The sequence below is a fragment of the Thiomicrorhabdus sediminis genome (genome assembly GCF_005885815.1).
In the GTDB taxonomy this organism is placed as follows: Bacteria; Pseudomonadota; Gammaproteobacteria; order Thiomicrospirales; family Thiomicrospiraceae; genus Thiomicrorhabdus; species Thiomicrorhabdus sediminis.
In genome coordinates, this window is record NZ_CP040602.1 from 2,282,963 (window position 1) to 2,299,559 (window position 16,597).

Genomic DNA, 16,597 nt, shown 5'->3' on the forward strand with positions numbered 1-16,597 from the left:
AATCTATTTAGTTGCAATGACCGCAAAGTGCCACGGACAGCTATCACTAATGTCTGGGTTTCGAACCAGATTGAATCCAGCTTCCAGACACCACTGATTCACAGTTTCAGGAGTTGGTCGTAACGCTAAATCGGGTCCACGGGGCGTTTCAATATCGCTACGCCAATGAATAATCAGAAGATGTCCTCCTGAATCTAAGATGTCATAAACATGGCTTAATAAACGCTGAGGATTGCCAAAGTGTAACAAGTTAAATGCCGTTACCAAACTAAGCGAACCAGAATCCATTCCAGTCCCCTCTGATAAGACATCCTTACAATGAATCTGCAATCTATCTGGAGTGAAATCATTAAACCGCGCTTGCAAAGCTGAACATATTTCAGGCTCAATATCATAGGCATGGATTTTTCCTTTAACAGATTCCATCAAAGCCTCGGTAAAGGTGCCATAACCCGCACCGAGTTCAGCTACATCTCCTGCCAGATATGCATCTGGTAGAAGTGTTTGCATCAGTCCGGTAGGGTCAAAAAAGCTTTCCCATAAATCTTGTTCTGGCATGTCGCTTTGCGGAACTTTCATTTATAGCAATCCATTGAGTTAAATTTCGGCAATTAACGTTATTGCCAACGTGACTCTAAACGAATACCTGTATAAGCGCCAGCGAGGATAGATACTAAGGCGACAAATGACCCTAAAGCAAGCGTCGCCGAGCCGGAAAGACCATGACCGATTGAGCATCCCATTGCCAATACAGCGCCAAATCCAACCAACAAGGCTCCAAGGCTTGAAATGATAAAGTCTCTGCCTGATGAAAAGCCTTCCAATTTAAAGCTTCCTTGAAGTAGCGAGCTGATAGCCGAGCCAATGACCATGCCTAATACAGCAATTACGCCAAAACTTACTAACGCCCAATGCGTTTCAGATAGCCAGTAAACGACATCGCCCATCGGAGCGGCAAACGTAAATGATTGAGTGCCTAGTCCCGCTGGTGGAGTATCCATAAAAGACGCCTCACCTTGAATATACTCAGCATAAGTACCACCTGTAAGGCTATATCCTGCTGTAATCACACCACCAATAATCAAAGCCGTTGCGATTGGCTTAGCCTGTTTAAATGTAGAGGATTTTAGCAACCAGAAGAAGACGCCAAGGCCGATTAATACACCCAAAATCCAACGCAATGTAGCTGTGTACTCACTTTTGCCACTGACGATGCTGGCAAGATCTTGCGCACCGCTTTGTTCAAAAGTTACGCTCAACGGAGATACAATTGGCAAGACCCAATTTGCATAAAAATCTGTGCGTGTTATCAAATAGGCCATCAGAGACATCAATGCAACCAGCCACACGGCTTTAAAGCTTCCTTGTCCAACACGTACCAGATTACGCATCCCGCATCCAGCCGCTAAAACCATGCCGAAGCCGAAAATGAACCCGCCAATGATATAGCGTCCCCAACTAAATTCAGCACTGCGATACGGAGGCATCGTCTGTGAAAGATCTACCCAGCCGGCACCCTCAACAATCGATGTGAAAATCATGGCCGCTGCTATTGCGCCGAAATAAGTTCCTAAACGGGCAAATTGTTTTTGACTCATCCAATCACGCATACCACCGACAGGACAAAACGCACTGCGTTGAGCGGTAAACCCGAAGATTACTGCTAATGCCAATATACCAATGTAATAAGGCCAGAATGCCGTTAATAATTCCATATTTGTTTTCCTCGGTGCATCCAATAAATCTCGCTTATGAGACTCAAGGATGTCTATTACTTTTTATTTCTTATTAAAGGTTATGATTTTTGGCTAGGGTTAAGATTGAAGGCCACAATGCCTTTCATCGCGTCCGGCTCTGGTAGAACTGTTCCCGCGACCTGTTTTACAAACGCTTCACGGTCCAGCTTTAGCGTAGCGTTGTAACGTTTTTCAAAACCAAGGGTAGACATAGGTTTCCCGCTGATGCCTGCACCGCATACACTGCCTGCTTGAGCCCCTGGCAGAATTTCCATGGTGTCCGACAGAGGCAGGATACGTCCGTGAATAGAGTCGTATAGCTTATTGGCCATTTCCTCTTCTCTTCCGTGAAGATCCGGACGCCCGACACTGCCTACAAACAATGTGTGACCCGTTACCAGAAACCAAGGCTCGTCTGCTCGGGAACGGTCTGTCACCATTAATATAATGCTGTCATCCGTATGTCCCGGTGTATACATGACGTCGACTTCTACGTTTCCAGCTTTCACGATTTGACGGTCATCCAGTGGCATAAAATCGCACTGTGCAGGAGAATCTTTGTGCAAGGCGTATTGCCCACCACTTCTTTGTGCTAACTCATAGCCTCCAGAATAGTGATCTGCATGAACATGTGTATCGATAACGTAGGCTATTTTGATGCCCTTTTTCTCCGCCACATCCAAATACAAATCAATTTCATCTTGATGAACATCTACAGCAATGCCTAAACCTTGGCCAACACAACCTAACAGATAAGACAAAGAACCCGGTTCTGATGCCGGCGTATGCTGAAATAAAAACATGAGTATATTCCTCTATGACTTCCAAAAGTTCTAAATGCATGTTGAATGCACACTGCTTAGTTAAGCACCAATATTCAACCATTTAGTTGAATATAAGCCACTATACCCACCTTCAATTCTTTATTCAACCAAATGGTTGAATAAAGTTTTTTATGCTTCATCAATTCTTTTAGGGGAAAAAAGATCCACCTGGTTTGCTTTATTTAGCCATAGCCCGTACCATTCAACCAATCAGTTGAATTATATTTTTCTCAGGAGCAACACATGTCTCTCACTTCAAACATCGAACACGGCATCCATGTCAACCTACAGCAAATCATTCAGCAGTTGATACAGGTGTTTCTTGTTGGCCTAACCATTGGAATGACCCGCACCGTTGTGCCGGGACTAGCAGAAAGTGAGTTTGGACTCGTAGCACAAGCTTTTATGAGTTTGGCTTTGTTTGTCGTAATCTTTGGGCTTGTTAAAGCCATTATGAATTTGCTGGCCGGTCATCTTAGTGACCGTTTTGGCCGTCGCCGCTTATTGATTGCTGGTTGGCTTCTAGCTATACCTGTCCCACTTCTAATTTTTTATGCTCAATCGTGGGCATGGATATTATGGGCGATGGTTTTTCTGGGGCTTAACCAAGGTTTGTGTTGGTCAATGTCTCTTAACAGCAAACTGGATTTGGCAAAAGCAAGCCAGAAAGGTTTGATCAACGGATTTAACGAATTCTCAGGTTACGCAGCAGTAGGTATTGCTGGCTGGATTACTGCCTATTTGGCGGAACAGTATGGTGCTCGCGAGGCGTTACTCGGATTTGGGTTAGTTGTCATCGGTCTTGGGTTATTTCTAGCATTATGGAAAGTAATCGATACCCACCCATGGTCAAAATTGCATCAAGAAGTTCACCGAGAGGCCTTGGCAGCTAAAGGCGAAACCGTCAGTAATGAGCCGGTTTCACTGAAAAGTATGATGATTTATGCCACATTCAAGCAAAAAGAGCTGATGGCCCTCAATCAGGCAGGGCTTGTAGAGAAATTCATTGATGCACTGGTATGGGTTTTTATGCCGGTATTCTTAATGAGTCAAGCTCAAACTCTAATTCAAGCCAGCGCAATTATCGCTATTTATGGTGTGGTATGGGGTGCATCACAGTTGATTACCGGACCTCTATCCGATAAATGGGGGCGCCGTGGATTAATCGTAGGAGGCTTTTGGCTTTGCGGAATCAGTAGCCTCTTATTTGTCTGGGTTGAAAGCGTTTGGGCATGGTCATTATTGGCGGCTGCAATGGGCTTTGGAATGGCCATGCTTTACCCGACATTGGGTGCCGCTGTGGCGGATGTTAGCGAACCTAAATGGCGAGCCAGTATTTTGGGAATTTATCGTTTTTGGCGTGATTTTGGTTACGCAGCAGGAGCTTTACTAATGGGGATCTTGGCGTTCTATACTGAATCGATCGTTTGGCCTTTCTATTTCGTGGGCGTAATGATGTTATTGTCCGGCCTGTGGGTCAAACTTGCGTTAAAACCTAATGAGGCGTAACAGTTTATAAATTTAGGATGATAAAGATTTTTGAATACTTATATGTATAATTTTTAACATAAAGCCCTTATCGTTGATAAGACATGGTTTTTATTCCAATCAAAGGAGATAGGTTATGAAAAAAACATCGACATCTTTTCTTTCATTCTTGTTAGGTATGCAACTACTACTGTCTGCATTCTCAGCCCATGCGACAGAAATGAAAGAGATTAAGCAAACTTACAATGGTCTAACGGTCAATGCAAACCTGATGATGGTGGACGGAAAAGGTTATGGCGATGAAATGGTATTGCTAACACATGGTACATTAACGCATAAAGACCGTTCCACCTATGCACAACTACAAAAAAATCTAGCTTCACAAGGTGTTAGCTCGCTTGCAATTAACCTTTCTCTAGGGGTGAATGATCGACATGGCGAGTACGATTGTGCCGTGCCTCACACTCATAAACATACTGATGCGCTTCAAGAGATTGGTTTTTGGCTAAACTGGTTAAAGAAGCAGGGCACTAAGCAAGTTACCCTAATGGGGCATTCGCGCGGTGGGAATCAGACTGCTTGGTACGCGGTCGCGCATGACAGTGATGCAATTAAGGATGTGGTATTGATTGCACCTGCTACTGGTGAACAGCAGTCTGCTGATGAGTATGAACATAAGTATGGTAAGCCTCTTGAACCAATCTTGGAAAAAGCCAAGGCACTGGTTGCAGAAGGAAAAGGTGATACCATGCTCAAAGATACAGACTTTATCTACTGTAAAAAAGCTCAGGTAACTGCGGCATCATTTGTTGATTACTATGATCCAAAACCACAGTTTGACACCCCTACAGTTTTACAAAATGTTAAAAAGCCGACATTGGTGATTATGGGAAGTGCAGACACTGTCGTGCCTGACCTTCCAGAAAAAATCAAACCTCTTGTGGATTCTGGGAAGGTAAAGACCTTGATGCTAGAAGATGCTGACCACCTTTTCCTCGATTTTGCGAATGAAGATATGGCGACAGCCGTTGTGGAATTTATTCAAGCTAACTGACTTTAACTTTTTCAATCCTACCGCCCTTTCTTATCAAGGGTGGGAGGAAAGTGTTTTTACTTGTTTTCAGCAAATGGAGGCTGTATGAAAGTACTCTTGATTTTCAATAAAGAGCCTTATGATGGTACTGATGTCACTTGGAATGGCTTGAGACTAGCTAACCAATTACATGAAGATAATCATGAAGTCAGAATATTTATTATGAATGATGCGGTTGATTTAGTCCGAGACATAAATGTTGACAATCAAACCTATGATCAAGATCTGGTCTCCATTCTGAATAATCTTATTGAAAAAGGAGTTGAAATAAAAGCTTGTGGAACCTGTATGTCGCGTTGCGGCATATATAAAAACAAGCCATATATTCTCGGCGTTGACAAATCTACTATGAAAGACTTATCTAACTGGGTGACAAGTAGCGACAGGGTCATAAATTTATAATATTTTTCAGCCAATTAGCAGCAACCATTTGTATCTTTTGAAGTTGCACAACAAGTCTATTTCCCTTATCTACGCTAGTTGCATTACAGCAAGATGAGCTGGTTTGTCTCGCTCTATCTGCAGCAAGGCAATTGGTTTTCACACTATCCAGATAAAATACCAGTTGTGTACCTGTCTTTTTATAATCAATAATCTCAAATAGTGCAAACAATGACATTTCACCAACTTCTACTTGATATTCAATTATGACTACCGATTCACTTTCACCAGAGTTCAATACACTCTGACTCTGTTCTATAATTTTCAATACCCTTGAGCTAGTCAGTTTGTGATCTAAATCATCACCTAACCATAGTTGAAAATGAACAGCCTGTTCATGTCGCGTAACACCACCGCAATCAATCAAATTACGGCTGACCACTCAAATATCTGTTATATGAAATTGTGTAGGAATCACACGTCCATCAGGCAATATAAATTTGATTGAACGTTCTGATACTTCTCTCATTAATTCGCGAAATAAATGAAATTTCATATAACACCTCGTTCAAAGTGGATCCATTTAAATAGCAATTTATAGGAAGGGTAAAACAGCAATTACTGGGGAAATTGTTACAGCAACACTATGTTATTTTGACCAGTAATACCCACTTAAGCTTAATTGGTTCAGTGAATCGCCACTAATTTAGGGGAGGGTTACACCCCCATCTCCTTTCTTAGTTCTTTTAACCAAATTGCAGGTCTTTCCACACCTTTCTTTAAATATTCGCTTTCTATGTCCCTTGCCAAGCGAATACCTTCGGGACCTTCGCTTATTAAACTAGAGAATAGCTGGCGTATAGCATCCTCAGGGTAATCAGGAGTTGAGCCGTTTAGCATTTTCTTCCAGATATCATATGATTCATACGGTTGTGATTTACTAATTTCTGCAATAGTAGACAATAATTCATATGAGTTATGAGACTCATCGGAATAAGGCGCAATTGCATGTAGTAGGGTTCGTCTTTCATCATCGATATGATCAACAAACACAGCCCAGTGACACAAACCAGAAGCAAGTCGCCTCCCATCACGAGTTTCTACGTCTATAAGGTTTAGAATTCTAGGCCAGAGCTCATAGACTTTATTGCGAAGATCGATATCGTCCCTTTTCCGTAAGGTCCATATAAACCATATCAAATGACTAATCTCTTTTATTTGTCCACGTTCTAAGATAACCCTTATTAAACTATCTTTATCATCAATACTTTCGAAATCATTTAGATAGGCGACAACAATATTCTCTATAGCTCTTTCTTCTACCTTGTCTTTAAGGTTTTCGTCATCTAAGGCTTTTAATAAGTCTCCATGTGATTTTAAGAATTTAAATATTGGTTCATAGACTGTTCCAACATATGAATACCCCTGCATTGCACAAAGCCATTTAATGTAGTTATTCTGATCAAAGATAGTATCTAGATTATCGATAACCCAATCTTTAGACATGTACAAAAAGTTAGGCAAGTAATTAGTCACGAGCGTAGAAAATTCATATTCAGGATTATCGGAATCTGCCAATTTCAATTCCGTGTCATAGCGTGGCTGAAAATGATTCCAGATTTCTGAATGATCTTTATTGTTACGCTTGTCTGAAAGTCGACACAAACGTAAAGCCAAATTTATTAAAGCCTCAAGACAATGTCCTCTTGGGCTATTTATGGCTATAGAAACAGCATCACTACCTGTATTGAACTCATGACCAGTTTCGTTATCTAATATAATATTGATTATATCCTCGGCGATTTTTGAGTATTCTTCACCAAAAGCATGCTCATCTTTTCTTGTGCCAGACTGTATTAGACGACCTATACTGCTTATGATCCAGTACCTGTTAGCAACGAAGTGTTTTTGTTCTTTTGTATTTTTTTCATGCCAGAAATCTTCATGTTTTATTACATAGAAACAGAAAGTTAATAACTCCCCCCAAAGATCATTCCATGGAAGTTTTGCGTCTTCATTCCATAACTCAGCATATGCCTCGATTACTTCGTGAATATATGCCAATTTAAGATCAATGATTTTATTTAAATGCAAGTAATACTTAAGAGGCTCAGATTTAACTAATTGCCTGACGGATTTAACCAAGCCCTCTAAACCAGGCTCACGAAAGACTCCAGGATCTTCATACCCTTGGAGCGTTCTGATTAGGTCATCAATTGATAACGCCTTAAGATCATCAAGCGGTATAGGTGATTCATTACCACCCCTGCCTACAGACATATAGCTTGAAAAATCAGGGTGTTCAGGTTCTGTTTTAGCTATTTTAATATTATGCTGATATAGCTTCTCTTCATTCTCTCCGTGTTCACGGATGGCAGCTAGCCATATTGCATGGTTATAAGCTGTTGCACCTTCATGAGGATTGTTGTCATCATCAAATCGCTCAATACTTGATATTAGAGACAAGGTGGTTTCTCTTTGTTCATTATTGAAACGATGGTAATTACATTTAAGAAAATGCCACATTTCATGCCTGTAATTACTTTCAAGATATATTTCATCTAGTAGCTTGTCAGTAACACCTGAAAGTATCTGATAATTGGCGTTAGTAGCATGAATGGCAAGCCTATGAACTATCTGGTAATCCGACTGAAGCATATTGTTAACGAATTGGTATGCTTCATCAGGTTTTGATTTTAAATAGCTACCTAGAGAGTCTCTGTATGCATGTACGAGTATATTTTCCGCATCATCTCTGTGCTTGTTTTGTGTGTGCTCTTCTATAGCTGGCCGCCATATTGCAGACCATTGATCATTTCCCTGGTCTACAATGATAGCGATTAGTTGCTTCTCGAATAGTTCTATAGCTTCTCTGCCGAGATGCAATCCAGAAAGCTCTGCCACTTTCGTAGTGATTTTCTCTGCATGGTAATAATCAAATCTGAGAGCAGCCTCTCGCTTAGTGCGTTCACCCAATTTTCTTTCGAAAATGACTATTTTATACAGATAATCAAGTATCTTAAGTGAAACCTTGAGAGCATGCTCATTATTAGAATTTAATAATGAAGGCAGCCACTTTTCGCCTATTTCCTGAGCAACAAGGCCACGTTCGTATATATCATCGAGCCAATAGTCAATTATCCATAAGTCATCAACAGCAATATATTGATATGGAATGTTTGTTAAGACTTGGGAAAATTGCCACCAAGTTTTGTAATTGCTAAAGTCATTTTCCTTTGCATATTTGGTGACATCTATGAGTATTTGTAGAAATAATTCGCAATATTTCTGATTATTATTAATAGATAATTCATGAGAAGTCTTTACCAAATAATCGGTAATAGGCCAGACAGATATATTTACGTAACCTTCTTCCTTTGCTGGAACAGGTGCGGGATTATTGCTAGGGTTGAAGTACCCCCTTTCATTTAAGGAGTTAAACCACTTGAGTCCTTTCACTTTTCTAAAAAAAAGAGGCTGAAGATCTACGTTTTGTTCAACACGTTGCAGAAGATCTAGTTCTTTGGCTGTTAGATCAGTCATCACCCAGAACCTCATCCATAAAGTCATTGTCGACTGCTAGAGGTGGTTTTCTTATCTCAATTAGGTTTACCCAGGATTTAACAATTCCTTCTAACTGATTATAGTTTTCATGGTCGCGAACAAACCCTAACAGATGAACGCCGAACGATTTTTCATAATAATTATGGAGGTTCTCATACAAAGGCCTTTGACTTAGAAAAAAGCCTTGAAGGGCGAAACGCCTTCTGTCTCTAGTTTGTGAGACTGAGCCTCTCCTCAAGATATGTTCAAGTATCTCAGCTTCTTCTAATCCATACCCAAGAAATAGAACGGTCTTTTTCTCGAATAATTCCCCTAAAAATTCCTGAACATTCTCATTATCATAGTGTTCAAGGTAATCCTTTGTTGTTACGATCATAGTACTGGGATTACTTTTTGCTCCATGCAAATGTACAACAGTCCCGGGTTCATTTAAAAGTTTTGCAAAAAAGTTATCCCTTTCAGAGACCCTGCTTACAGACACAGGAGTGGTTGAACCATCTTTGGTTTCTAAGAATCTTGGTGCCAATAATTCATCATAGTTGGTTGTTACACATGGGCATCCAATGTCATTTATAGATTTATAAATACTATCGCCTTCAGGTTTGTCCTTTAGGTGCTGGGCAATATTTAGATTGTAACCATTTTCTTTTGCAATTAAGTCTGCTATTGATAATTGTTTCTTTGGATCTAGGCTCTTTAATTGTTCTAATTCAGAATAATTCAAAAGCTCATTATCTCTTAAATCTTCTAGTACTAAACCAGCCAAATCACTCCAGGATGGCAACCCAAGAAGCATAGATGCGCCTGCACCGACGAAAAATACTAACTCACCATTTAGGCCAGCCTCAATTATCTCATCAGGCGGGCTAAATATTTCACGCAAATCAGGTGCTTTACTCATTATGATTGATGCTCACTTTCCCTGTTAGAAGGTCTTGCATAAGGCCGGGCTGAATCGCCACTAATTTTGTAAACACTTTAGTAAGCCACAATCTATCCCAACACTGTAATTATTACTTAATATCATTATCTATGAATCACCCTATATTTCAAATGTTAATCAAATCTTTTTAGCCACTTAATTAAGTGCATCATCAATGAATTTGAACCTTGTGATGAGTAGATTTCTTTTGTGCTCCTAAACACAAACAAAAATAAAACTGAAATTAACCCAGCTAACACGGATATAAAATATTCAAAGGAATGTGGATTATGGTGTTGCTGTTCAAAAATCTCCAAGTCACAAGGCTTACTTGGTGAAATCGCTATCAGCCCAGAAAAGACTCCTGAATTAGGGTAATGCAGATAGCCTCGATAACACTGTAGACTAGCTACTACATCTTCAGAGACACCATAATTTTCTGCCAGTTTCGCTTTAATTGCATTTTGCTCTTGATAATATTGAGGCGCATATTGAGATATCGCCCAGATAGACCAAATCACTATCGCAAATGAAAACACGCTAAAGACACGCTCAATCCAGATAATTTCTTGTGTGTTGTGATAAGCCATAAAGCCCTCCTTTCAATGAATGAATAACACCTTTCTCAATGAGAATATCCTATTTCGCAATTCCGTCAAATTTTGAGCCATTAACGAAAGGTTTATGGATAATTCAATTCAAACGGTTTAGATAATGCTTATTACAACCAATACTCAGCTCCGCAAAATGGAAGTAATCCGGCTTGTCCTGAAAAGCCATACTGTTTAATGATGCCGATGTACTTAAGCGGTCTGCCATCTTGATAGCATTGCCTGTGACATAGCGGCACATTCCTTGAGATTCTTTCCAGGTCAACAGATACTGCAAAGCCTCAGCTCCTGACTGCCAATACTCCTGTAAGGTGTTAAGAGGTTCTGCAAGCATCATTAACGTGAATTGTTCATGATCGATAAGCCGTCCTGCTGAGGTATGTTGAATAAGCCCCAGTGTTTTAACTTTGCCGATATCATGAAAAAGTGCGGCCACCACGGCGACTTCTTTTTCTTTAGTTGAGATATCCAACAAAGCCTCCACCGTCTGCTTGGTCATAAACGCGCACTCCAACGAGTGCATCAACAATCCTCCTGGAAAGCTGTGATGATGCCGCTTACTCGCCGGGATACTGACAAAAGTGGTCATTAATGAAGTATCCATCAAGACTTCTCTGGCAAACATGCGCAGTGGAATGACTTGCAGGCTCTCAATGAGGTCAAACAACTGATATAACGATCCAAAGTCATAACAGGCTTGATAGATGGGGAATAACTGCTCAAGTGTTAAGGTGCTTTTAAATAGACGCCAATTCAAAGCCATTTCGTTCGCATCTAACTCCACCCAAAGATATAAAGACTCGGTACTTTGTAGATGCAAGCTCTCGTAACGCTGACAGATCGAGCTGTAGAGTTGATTATCGACATTAATATAGTGCGTTAGGTGATCTTGGTCTATCAGGCTGACCTGACACCAACCGTAATCCGAACATCCTAAGTCGTGTCCAAAAACACCCGCATAACCAAGACGCTGCTTTCCTTTACCAACCTGCAAGTGGTTTTGTTCGCTATATGTGATGATAGGCTTCATTGATACACCTCCATCATTAACTGGTCTTTCAATCGGCTAATCAAGGTATCCAGTGCATCATCGGCATTCTGGATACCAGAAAGCTGCTCATAGACCCATAGCTGTAAAGCCTTTTTATTGGTTGAGCATTCACCATGACCCAAGACAAAGGTTAAATAATCGCCGTCATGAATCTTAAACAGATACATCAGGTTGTTGACCAATCTATTAACGACTCTAGGGTCTTCTATCGGATAGACGCCCTCCTCTGAAAACGGGTTAGTGATAGATGGATGCTGTCGTGTTAAAAATGGGGTTTGAATTAGATTACGGTTCATCATAGCGTACCTCCAAAATGAGATGGATTACCTGGATTAAGAAACTGATCCCAAAAAGCCGATTCTTCGGCTTCAGCTTGATTTAGATCAACTTCATCACTGACGGTAATAGTCGTATCTTCTGTGTCTTCCTTTTTCCCTTGACCATGAAAGCCGTCAATATTGGAAGCAAGCAGCCGTTCCATTGCCGAGCCATCTTTTCGCGTCAAGTTCGGCACATAACGCGCATAGACACTAAACAACATGGTGGTGGTACTATGCCCCATCTGTTTGGCAATCCAGTTTGGGTTTTCACCCGCGGCCAACCAAAGGGTGGCAGCGGTATGACGTGTTTGATATGGCTTGCGATATTTGATCTTGAGATAGGCCAATAAAGGCGTCCACACTCGTCTTAAAAAATTAGGTGTATGAACCGGAGAGCCGTTATTGGCGTAAAACACCAAGTCGGACTCTTTATTTCGGTTTTTATACCGATCTTTAAGACAGTTAAACACTAATGTCGACATTTCTATCTCTCGTTGAGAACCATCATTTTTGGTGTATTCCCAGCGTCCCATAGAAAAGGTTTCTCTAACGAGAATCTCCCGCCGTTCAAAATCGACGTTTTCCCATTTGAGGCCATCAATCTCACCGGTACGCATGCCGGTAAAGAACCGGACTAACAGATAGTCCCGCCAATCCGGTCGTACACTGGCTAAAATCAGATTCACCTCTTGAATAGAAAAAGGATCAATATGCACCTTTTCTTCTTTAAGTGGTTTGATATTGAGATGAGGTGGCGTAAAATTGAATCGGTCAGCCGCTTCATTCATAATCATATTAAGACACTTAATAAACTTGTTAATGGTCTTAGGCTTTAACTTACCGTCCGATTGTTTGGCGACGTTAGAACGGTATTTTAAAATGTCACTTTTGGTGATTTGGCTGACTTCCATTTTTCCAAAATGGGGAATCAGTCGACTTTTCAAATACCGCCAATAAGTCTCTGCGGTCGATTTTCGCCATGTTGGCTCCATTTCAGAAAACCACTCTTTGGCAAAATCCTTAAACAAAGGTGTTTCTCTATAACCTGGCCGCTGTCTAGCTTCAATCTCTGCTAATTTTTGCACCATAGGACTATTCGGAAAATATTTTCCATATTGAAACGCCCCCAAAGTAATCTCCGCTTGAATACGCTCCATAATCATTTCTAACTTTTTACGGTTAGCTTTTGTGTCTGGTAAAGAGGTATATTCACGACACCGATTTTTACAATATTGGAAATCAAAATATAAATTTCCGGTATTCGATTTAACTCTTATTTTTGCCATATATTAATCTCCCAACAAAAATTTGATTAATGTAGTCCCAGACATAAACCGCCATTAGCCATTGGAACTGCAAAATCAGATGATTCAGAGGCTTTATACATATCCTCTTCAATGTTCTCCCAGATGAATAAAATTTTTCGTTGCCCAAAAGGTCTAATGTAATGGCGACCTTCCAGTAAAACGCTATCTTTTAATTCATTACGGATGGTTCGCGGGTTGTACTTAATGCGTTCAGACAATTCTTCAGTAGTTAAATATGTAAAATCCATGTTAAAATCCTTTTCTAAAAACTAAACAAATAAATTCAATTCAATCGAAATAAAATTGATTTAGAATAGATTTTACATACATAAAATATATTTACAAGCATTTTTATTCATTTAAATTAAATAAAATTAGTTCTAAATAGATTTTTCCACTTAAAGGGATTGAGCATGATTAATTCGAACTTATCGACACTAATGGGAAGTAGACGCCTAAAGGTAATTGATGTGGCGCGAGAACTAGGAGTTAATAGGAGCTCGATTGATTTACTGTATAACAACCAAGCTAAACGAGTTGATTTGGAAACACTGGACAAACTGTGTAAATTCTTTGAATGCACACCAAATGACATTCTCAACTTCACAAATGAAGACAAATAAAGTCTTCATGTCAAAACCCACTGAAGACAAGACAAAACGTCTCCAATTTGTCCCTTTTTTGTCCCCAACAATTATTTATAAAAATAGCGAAATAATATTTGACAGTCGCGAAGCCCGTCTATACAATACGCTCCATCTGATTTAGGCCTGATAGCTCAGTCGGTAGAGCAAGGGATTGAAAATCCCTGTGTCCCTGGTTCGATTCCAGGTCAGGCCACCATCTTTTCAAGTTGTTTTGTGTAAAATAACTTACATGCGGGAGTGGTGGAATTGGTAGACACGCCAGATTTAGGTTCTGGTGCCTTTGGTGTGAGAGTTCGAGTCTCTCCTTCCGCACCATATTCAAAAGCCTCGGTTACATTAGTAATCGGGGCTTTTTTATTATCTATACAAAATCACTGGTGACGATACCAACGAAGTTAACTGACGGCGGCCTGGTCGACATAAAGTTTGTTTTGCCGCCCTTTCAACAAAGCAATCGGCAATGGTTGCTTATCAACCAACCACTGTTTTAAGGCATGATTTTTACCAGCCCCGGTCACCAGCTTTATCAAAAGACGGCTTTTACTGAAACTGATATAGTTCAAACTGACGCGCTCCGCAGGAGGTTTTGGGGAATGCTTATCTATAATAATCGGCGCGCAATTAAACCCTTTGGCATCGGCCGGAGTGCAATTGATCGGGGTCACCAGGTCACTTTCGTTATGTCCCGGAAACAGGCTCGCAGTGTGGCCGTCTTCACCCATTCCAACCAGCGCCAAATCAAACTCATCAACCGAGAAAATTTTACAGGCATAAGCATAGGCAGCCGTTTCCGCTCCCTGTTCGACCTCGATAAAATGCCTGTTCTGCTCTGGGATCAAAGAACCTTGCAACCAATGAACAAGCAATGCCTGACTGTTGCGTTCCGGGTCGGCCAATGGCAAGACTCGCTCGTCTCCCATATAGATCTGCCATTTACTCCAGTCCGTTGCACTTTGCGGTAAGGCCGACAACAACTGATAACACAAATTCGGGGTAGTACCACCTGCGGTAATAAAATGAAAAGCCGATTTTTCCTCAATCGCCTGATTAGCGATTTCCACAATCTCGGCAACCAACTGTTCCGCCAACTGCCGGCTATCGGCGAATACCTTGGCATTATCAGGCAGATACGGGTTCAGATTAGACTCACTCATTTTCCTAACCTTGGGTTTCCGCACAGTGCGGATTAATATAGGTTCGCCAACTCTGCTCAGGATGATCAAACAGTTTTTCAGAACCTTCCGGCCCCCAGGAACCTGCCGGGTAGGTATCGATATAATCGGTCTGATTAGCCCATTGCGACAGAATCGGGTCGACCACATTCCACGCCGCCTTGACCTCATCAAAACGCAGGAACAAAGAACGGTCGCCTTTAATCACATCCAACAGCAGTTCTTCATAGGCATCAATTTTAGTCAGCGGATCACATTGCATTGCCGCATCCAAACTGATTTGCTGGGTCTGGATCTCCAAACCGGGTTGCTTGGCAATCATTTCAATCTTAATGGATTCATTCGGCTGAATACCGAAGACAATCCAGTTCGGTTCCATTTTTTTCACTTGAGAGTCGCGAAAGAACTGCTTCGGCGGATGCTTGAAACAAATGGAGACCAGCATTTTCGACTGCTTCATATTCTTTCCGGTCTGGATATAAAACGGTACCCCTTCCCAACGCCAATTATCAATATAGACCTTCATCGCCGCATAGGTCTCGGTGACCGAATCTTCGGCGACGCCGGGCTTCGAGATAGCTGCAAACACTCTCGCCGTTGACATTGCCGCGAGCGTATTGGGGCACGATAGGCGGAAGAATTGACCTGATTCTTTTTAATCGGTCGAATGGAGCGTAACAGTTTAACCTTTTCATCACGTAAAGCTTCTGCATCCATCGAAGCGGGCGGCTCCATCGCCACCAAAGCCAAGAGTTGCAACAGATGGCTTTGAATCATATCTCGCAAAGCGCCGCTATTATCGTAATAACCGGCACGACTGCCGACCGGCTTGTCTTCAGAATGGGTAATCTGAATATGGTCTATCGCATTTCGGTTCCACAAAGGTTCCATAATGGCATTGGCAAAACGAAACACCAGAACATTCTGTACCATCCCTTTACCTAGATAATGGTCGATACGATAGGTCTGCTCTTCGGATAACGCCTGACTGATCCGGTTTTGCAGGGAAATTGCCGACTCAAGGTCATAACCGAACGGTTTTTCCAAGACGACACGTTTCCAGCCATTGGTTTCATCCAAAAGATCATTGTCATTCAAAGACTGGGTTACCTTGGCGAACAGATCAGGGCCTAGTGACAGATAAAACGCAATATTATGCGGGAATTCCGCCTGCTGTAAAAAATCCGCCAGCTTGGCAAAACCCAGTTCATCGTTAATATCGAGTTGGAAATAACACATACGTTTGGCAAAACGCTGAAACACCTTCTCGTCAATACCTCCGCGCGCCAAAGGTTCGATCTGCTCACGCAAATCTGCCATCCAATCATCCAGCTGCAAATCTCGGCGGCCTATGGCGACAATGCGCATCTCATCAGGCAGTCGATTGACGCTATCGAGATGATAGAAGGCCGGCATTAACTTGGTCAGCGATAAATTACCTGTGGCACCAAAAACAACATAGGTACAGCTATCCATAATGC

At 41.4% G+C, this 16,597-nt stretch carries 18 protein-coding genes and 2 tRNA genes; 6 read left to right on the forward strand and 14 right to left on the reverse strand.

Annotation, left to right across the window (positions count from 1 at the left end; genetic code table 11):
* Positions 1-3 precede the first annotated feature (3 nt).
* The 3 genes from FE785_RS10330 to FE785_RS10340 all read right to left on the reverse strand — a co-directional run bounded on the left by FE785_RS10330 (position 4) and on the right by FE785_RS10340 (position 2,539).
* Positions 4-579 (reverse strand): class I SAM-dependent methyltransferase, encoded by a 576-nt coding sequence (locus tag FE785_RS10330; RefSeq protein ID WP_138565665.1) that lies wholly within the window; start codon positions 577-579, stop codon positions 4-6.
* Positions 580-617: 38 nt separating this feature from the next.
* A complete protein-coding gene (locus FE785_RS10335; RefSeq protein WP_138565666.1) occupies positions 618-1,715 on the reverse strand; it encodes a YeeE/YedE family protein in 1,098 nt (365 codons plus the stop codon).
* An 80-nt stretch (positions 1,716-1,795) separates the two neighbouring features.
* The gene (locus FE785_RS10340; protein ID WP_138565667.1) at positions 1,796-2,539 is read right to left on the reverse strand and encodes an MBL fold metallo-hydrolase; all 744 of its coding nucleotides are present in this window, start codon (positions 2,537-2,539) and stop codon (positions 1,796-1,798) included.
* A gap of 264 nt (positions 2,540-2,803) precedes the next feature.
* On the opposite strand from FE785_RS10340, the gene FE785_RS10345 reads away from it, so the two are divergent.
* The 3 genes from FE785_RS10345 (at position 2,804) to FE785_RS10355 (ending at position 5,543) form a co-directional block, all read left to right on the forward strand.
* Entirely contained in the window at positions 2,804-4,069 is a 1,266-nt protein-coding gene (locus tag FE785_RS10345) for an MFS transporter (protein ID WP_138565668.1), read from the forward strand.
* 115 nt (positions 4,070-4,184) lie between these two features.
* Positions 4,185-5,102 carry an alpha/beta hydrolase gene (locus FE785_RS10350; RefSeq protein ID WP_138565669.1) on the forward strand — a complete coding sequence of 306 codons (918 nt, stop codon included), beginning with the start codon at positions 4,185-4,187 and terminating at the stop codon, positions 5,100-5,102.
* An 84-nt stretch (positions 5,103-5,186) separates the two neighbouring features.
* Positions 5,187-5,543 (forward strand): DsrE/DsrF/TusD sulfur relay family protein, encoded by a 357-nt coding sequence (locus FE785_RS10355; protein ID WP_138565670.1) that lies wholly within the window; start codon positions 5,187-5,189, stop codon positions 5,541-5,543.
* Here the strand turns inward: FE785_RS10355 and FE785_RS10360 are convergent.
* The 8 genes from FE785_RS10360 to FE785_RS10395 form a co-directional block, all read right to left on the reverse strand.
* A complete protein-coding gene (locus FE785_RS10360) occupies positions 5,530-5,964 on the reverse strand; it encodes a DUF6428 family protein (RefSeq protein ID WP_138565671.1) in 435 nt (144 codons plus the stop codon). The two genes, FE785_RS10355 and FE785_RS10360, sit on opposite strands and share 14 nt — an antisense overlap.
* A gap of 275 nt (positions 5,965-6,239) precedes the next feature.
* Positions 6,240-9,065: a hypothetical protein gene (locus FE785_RS10365; RefSeq protein WP_138565672.1), complete on the reverse strand. Its 2,826-nt coding sequence runs from the start codon at positions 9,063-9,065 to the stop codon at positions 6,240-6,242.
* Positions 9,058-9,987, reverse strand: coding sequence for an SIR2 family protein (locus tag FE785_RS10370; protein ID WP_138565673.1), 930 nt, complete (start codon positions 9,985-9,987; stop codon positions 9,058-9,060). The genes FE785_RS10365 and FE785_RS10370 overlap by 8 nt, the downstream gene beginning before the upstream one ends.
* Before the next feature lie 155 nt (positions 9,988-10,142).
* Positions 10,143-10,598, reverse strand: coding sequence for a hypothetical protein (locus tag FE785_RS10375; RefSeq protein ID WP_138565674.1), 456 nt, complete (start codon positions 10,596-10,598; stop codon positions 10,143-10,145).
* Positions 10,599-10,701: 103 nt separating this feature from the next.
* On the reverse strand, positions 10,702-11,649 hold the full coding sequence (locus tag FE785_RS10380) for a TraI domain-containing protein (RefSeq protein ID WP_138565675.1): 948 nt from the start codon (positions 11,647-11,649) through the stop codon (positions 10,702-10,704).
* On the reverse strand, positions 11,646-11,969 hold the full coding sequence (locus FE785_RS10385) for a hypothetical protein (RefSeq protein WP_138565676.1): 324 nt from the start codon (positions 11,967-11,969) through the stop codon (positions 11,646-11,648). Before FE785_RS10385 ends, FE785_RS10380 begins: the two co-directional genes overlap by 4 nt.
* Positions 11,966-13,276 (reverse strand): site-specific integrase, encoded by a 1,311-nt coding sequence (locus tag FE785_RS10390; protein WP_138565677.1) that lies wholly within the window; start codon positions 13,274-13,276, stop codon positions 11,966-11,968. Before FE785_RS10390 ends, FE785_RS10385 begins: the two co-directional genes overlap by 4 nt.
* 26 nt (positions 13,277-13,302) lie before the next feature.
* Positions 13,303-13,545, reverse strand: a complete 243-nt coding sequence (locus FE785_RS10395; RefSeq protein ID WP_138565678.1) for a hypothetical protein — start codon at positions 13,543-13,545, stop codon at positions 13,303-13,305.
* A gap of 165 nt (positions 13,546-13,710) precedes the next feature.
* Here FE785_RS10395 and FE785_RS10400 point away from each other — a divergent pair, with 165 nt between their 5' ends.
* The 3 genes from FE785_RS10400 to FE785_RS10410 all read left to right on the forward strand — a co-directional run bounded on the left by FE785_RS10400 (position 13,711) and on the right by FE785_RS10410 (position 14,259).
* Positions 13,711-13,920: a helix-turn-helix domain-containing protein gene (locus tag FE785_RS10400; protein ID WP_138565679.1), complete on the forward strand. Its 210-nt coding sequence runs from the start codon at positions 13,711-13,713 to the stop codon at positions 13,918-13,920.
* 144 nt (positions 13,921-14,064) lie between these two features.
* Positions 14,065-14,140, forward strand: a tRNA-Phe gene (locus FE785_RS10405).
* 35 nt (positions 14,141-14,175) lie between these two features.
* Positions 14,176-14,259, forward strand: a tRNA-Leu gene (locus tag FE785_RS10410).
* Between the two features lie 80 nt (positions 14,260-14,339).
* Here FE785_RS10410 and pgl read toward each other — a convergent pair.
* Genes pgl through FE785_RS10985 form a run of 3 tightly spaced genes read right to left on the reverse strand, consistent with a single transcriptional unit; the run spans position 14,340 to position 16,592 of the window.
* Positions 14,340-15,098, reverse strand: a complete 759-nt coding sequence (gene pgl, locus FE785_RS10415; RefSeq protein ID WP_138565680.1) for a 6-phosphogluconolactonase — start codon at positions 15,096-15,098, stop codon at positions 14,340-14,342.
* A 4-nt stretch (positions 15,099-15,102) separates the two neighbouring features.
* Complete coding sequence (locus FE785_RS10980; RefSeq protein WP_338065094.1) at positions 15,103-15,705, reverse strand: glucose-6-phosphate dehydrogenase (NADP(+)); 603 nt, start codon at positions 15,703-15,705, stop codon at positions 15,103-15,105.
* A complete protein-coding gene (locus FE785_RS10985) occupies positions 15,639-16,592 on the reverse strand; it encodes a glucose-6-phosphate dehydrogenase (NADP(+)) (RefSeq protein ID WP_338065095.1) in 954 nt (317 codons plus the stop codon). The genes FE785_RS10980 and FE785_RS10985 overlap by 67 nt, the downstream gene beginning before the upstream one ends.
* Between the last annotated feature and the right edge of the window lie 5 nt (positions 16,593-16,597).

Excerpts from the sequence above, each read along its gene's own strand:
- FE785_RS10350 (WP_138565669.1), top strand. The coding sequence starts at position 4,185 with ATGAAAAAAACATCGACATCTTTTCTTTCATTCTTGTTAGGTATGCAA.
- FE785_RS10355 (WP_138565670.1), top strand. The coding sequence starts at position 5,187 with ATGAAAGTACTCTTGATTTTCAATAAAGAGCCTTATGATGGTACTGAT.
- FE785_RS10365 (WP_138565672.1), bottom strand. The coding sequence starts at position 9,065 with ATGACTGATCTAACAGCCAAAGAACTAGATCTTCTGCAACGTGTTGAA.
- FE785_RS10400 (WP_138565679.1), top strand. The coding sequence starts at position 13,711 with ATGATTAATTCGAACTTATCGACACTAATGGGAAGTAGACGCCTAAAG.
- FE785_RS10985 (WP_338065095.1), bottom strand. The coding sequence starts at position 16,592 with ATGGATAGCTGTACCTATGTTGTTTTTGGTGCCACAGGTAATTTATCG.
- FE785_RS10385 (WP_138565676.1), bottom strand. The coding sequence starts at position 11,969 with ATGATGAACCGTAATCTAATTCAAACCCCATTTTTAACACGACAGCAT.
- FE785_RS10390 (WP_138565677.1), bottom strand. The coding sequence starts at position 13,276 with ATGGCAAAAATAAGAGTTAAATCGAATACCGGAAATTTATATTTTGAT.
- pgl (WP_138565680.1), bottom strand. The coding sequence starts at position 15,098 with ATGAGTGAGTCTAATCTGAACCCGTATCTGCCTGATAATGCCAAGGTA.
- FE785_RS10375 (WP_138565674.1), bottom strand. The coding sequence starts at position 10,598 with ATGGCTTATCACAACACACAAGAAATTATCTGGATTGAGCGTGTCTTT.
- FE785_RS10395 (WP_138565678.1), bottom strand. The coding sequence starts at position 13,545 with ATGGATTTTACATATTTAACTACTGAAGAATTGTCTGAACGCATTAAG.
- FE785_RS10335 (WP_138565666.1), bottom strand. The coding sequence starts at position 1,715 with ATGGAATTATTAACGGCATTCTGGCCTTATTACATTGGTATATTGGCA.
- FE785_RS10370 (WP_138565673.1), bottom strand. The coding sequence starts at position 9,987 with ATGAGTAAAGCACCTGATTTGCGTGAAATATTTAGCCCGCCTGATGAG.
- FE785_RS10340 (WP_138565667.1), bottom strand. The coding sequence starts at position 2,539 with ATGTTTTTATTTCAGCATACGCCGGCATCAGAACCGGGTTCTTTGTCT.
- FE785_RS10380 (WP_138565675.1), bottom strand. The coding sequence starts at position 11,649 with ATGAAGCCTATCATCACATATAGCGAACAAAACCACTTGCAGGTTGGT.
- FE785_RS10330 (WP_138565665.1), bottom strand. The coding sequence starts at position 579 with ATGAAAGTTCCGCAAAGCGACATGCCAGAACAAGATTTATGGGAAAGC.
- FE785_RS10345 (WP_138565668.1), top strand. The coding sequence starts at position 2,804 with ATGTCTCTCACTTCAAACATCGAACACGGCATCCATGTCAACCTACAG.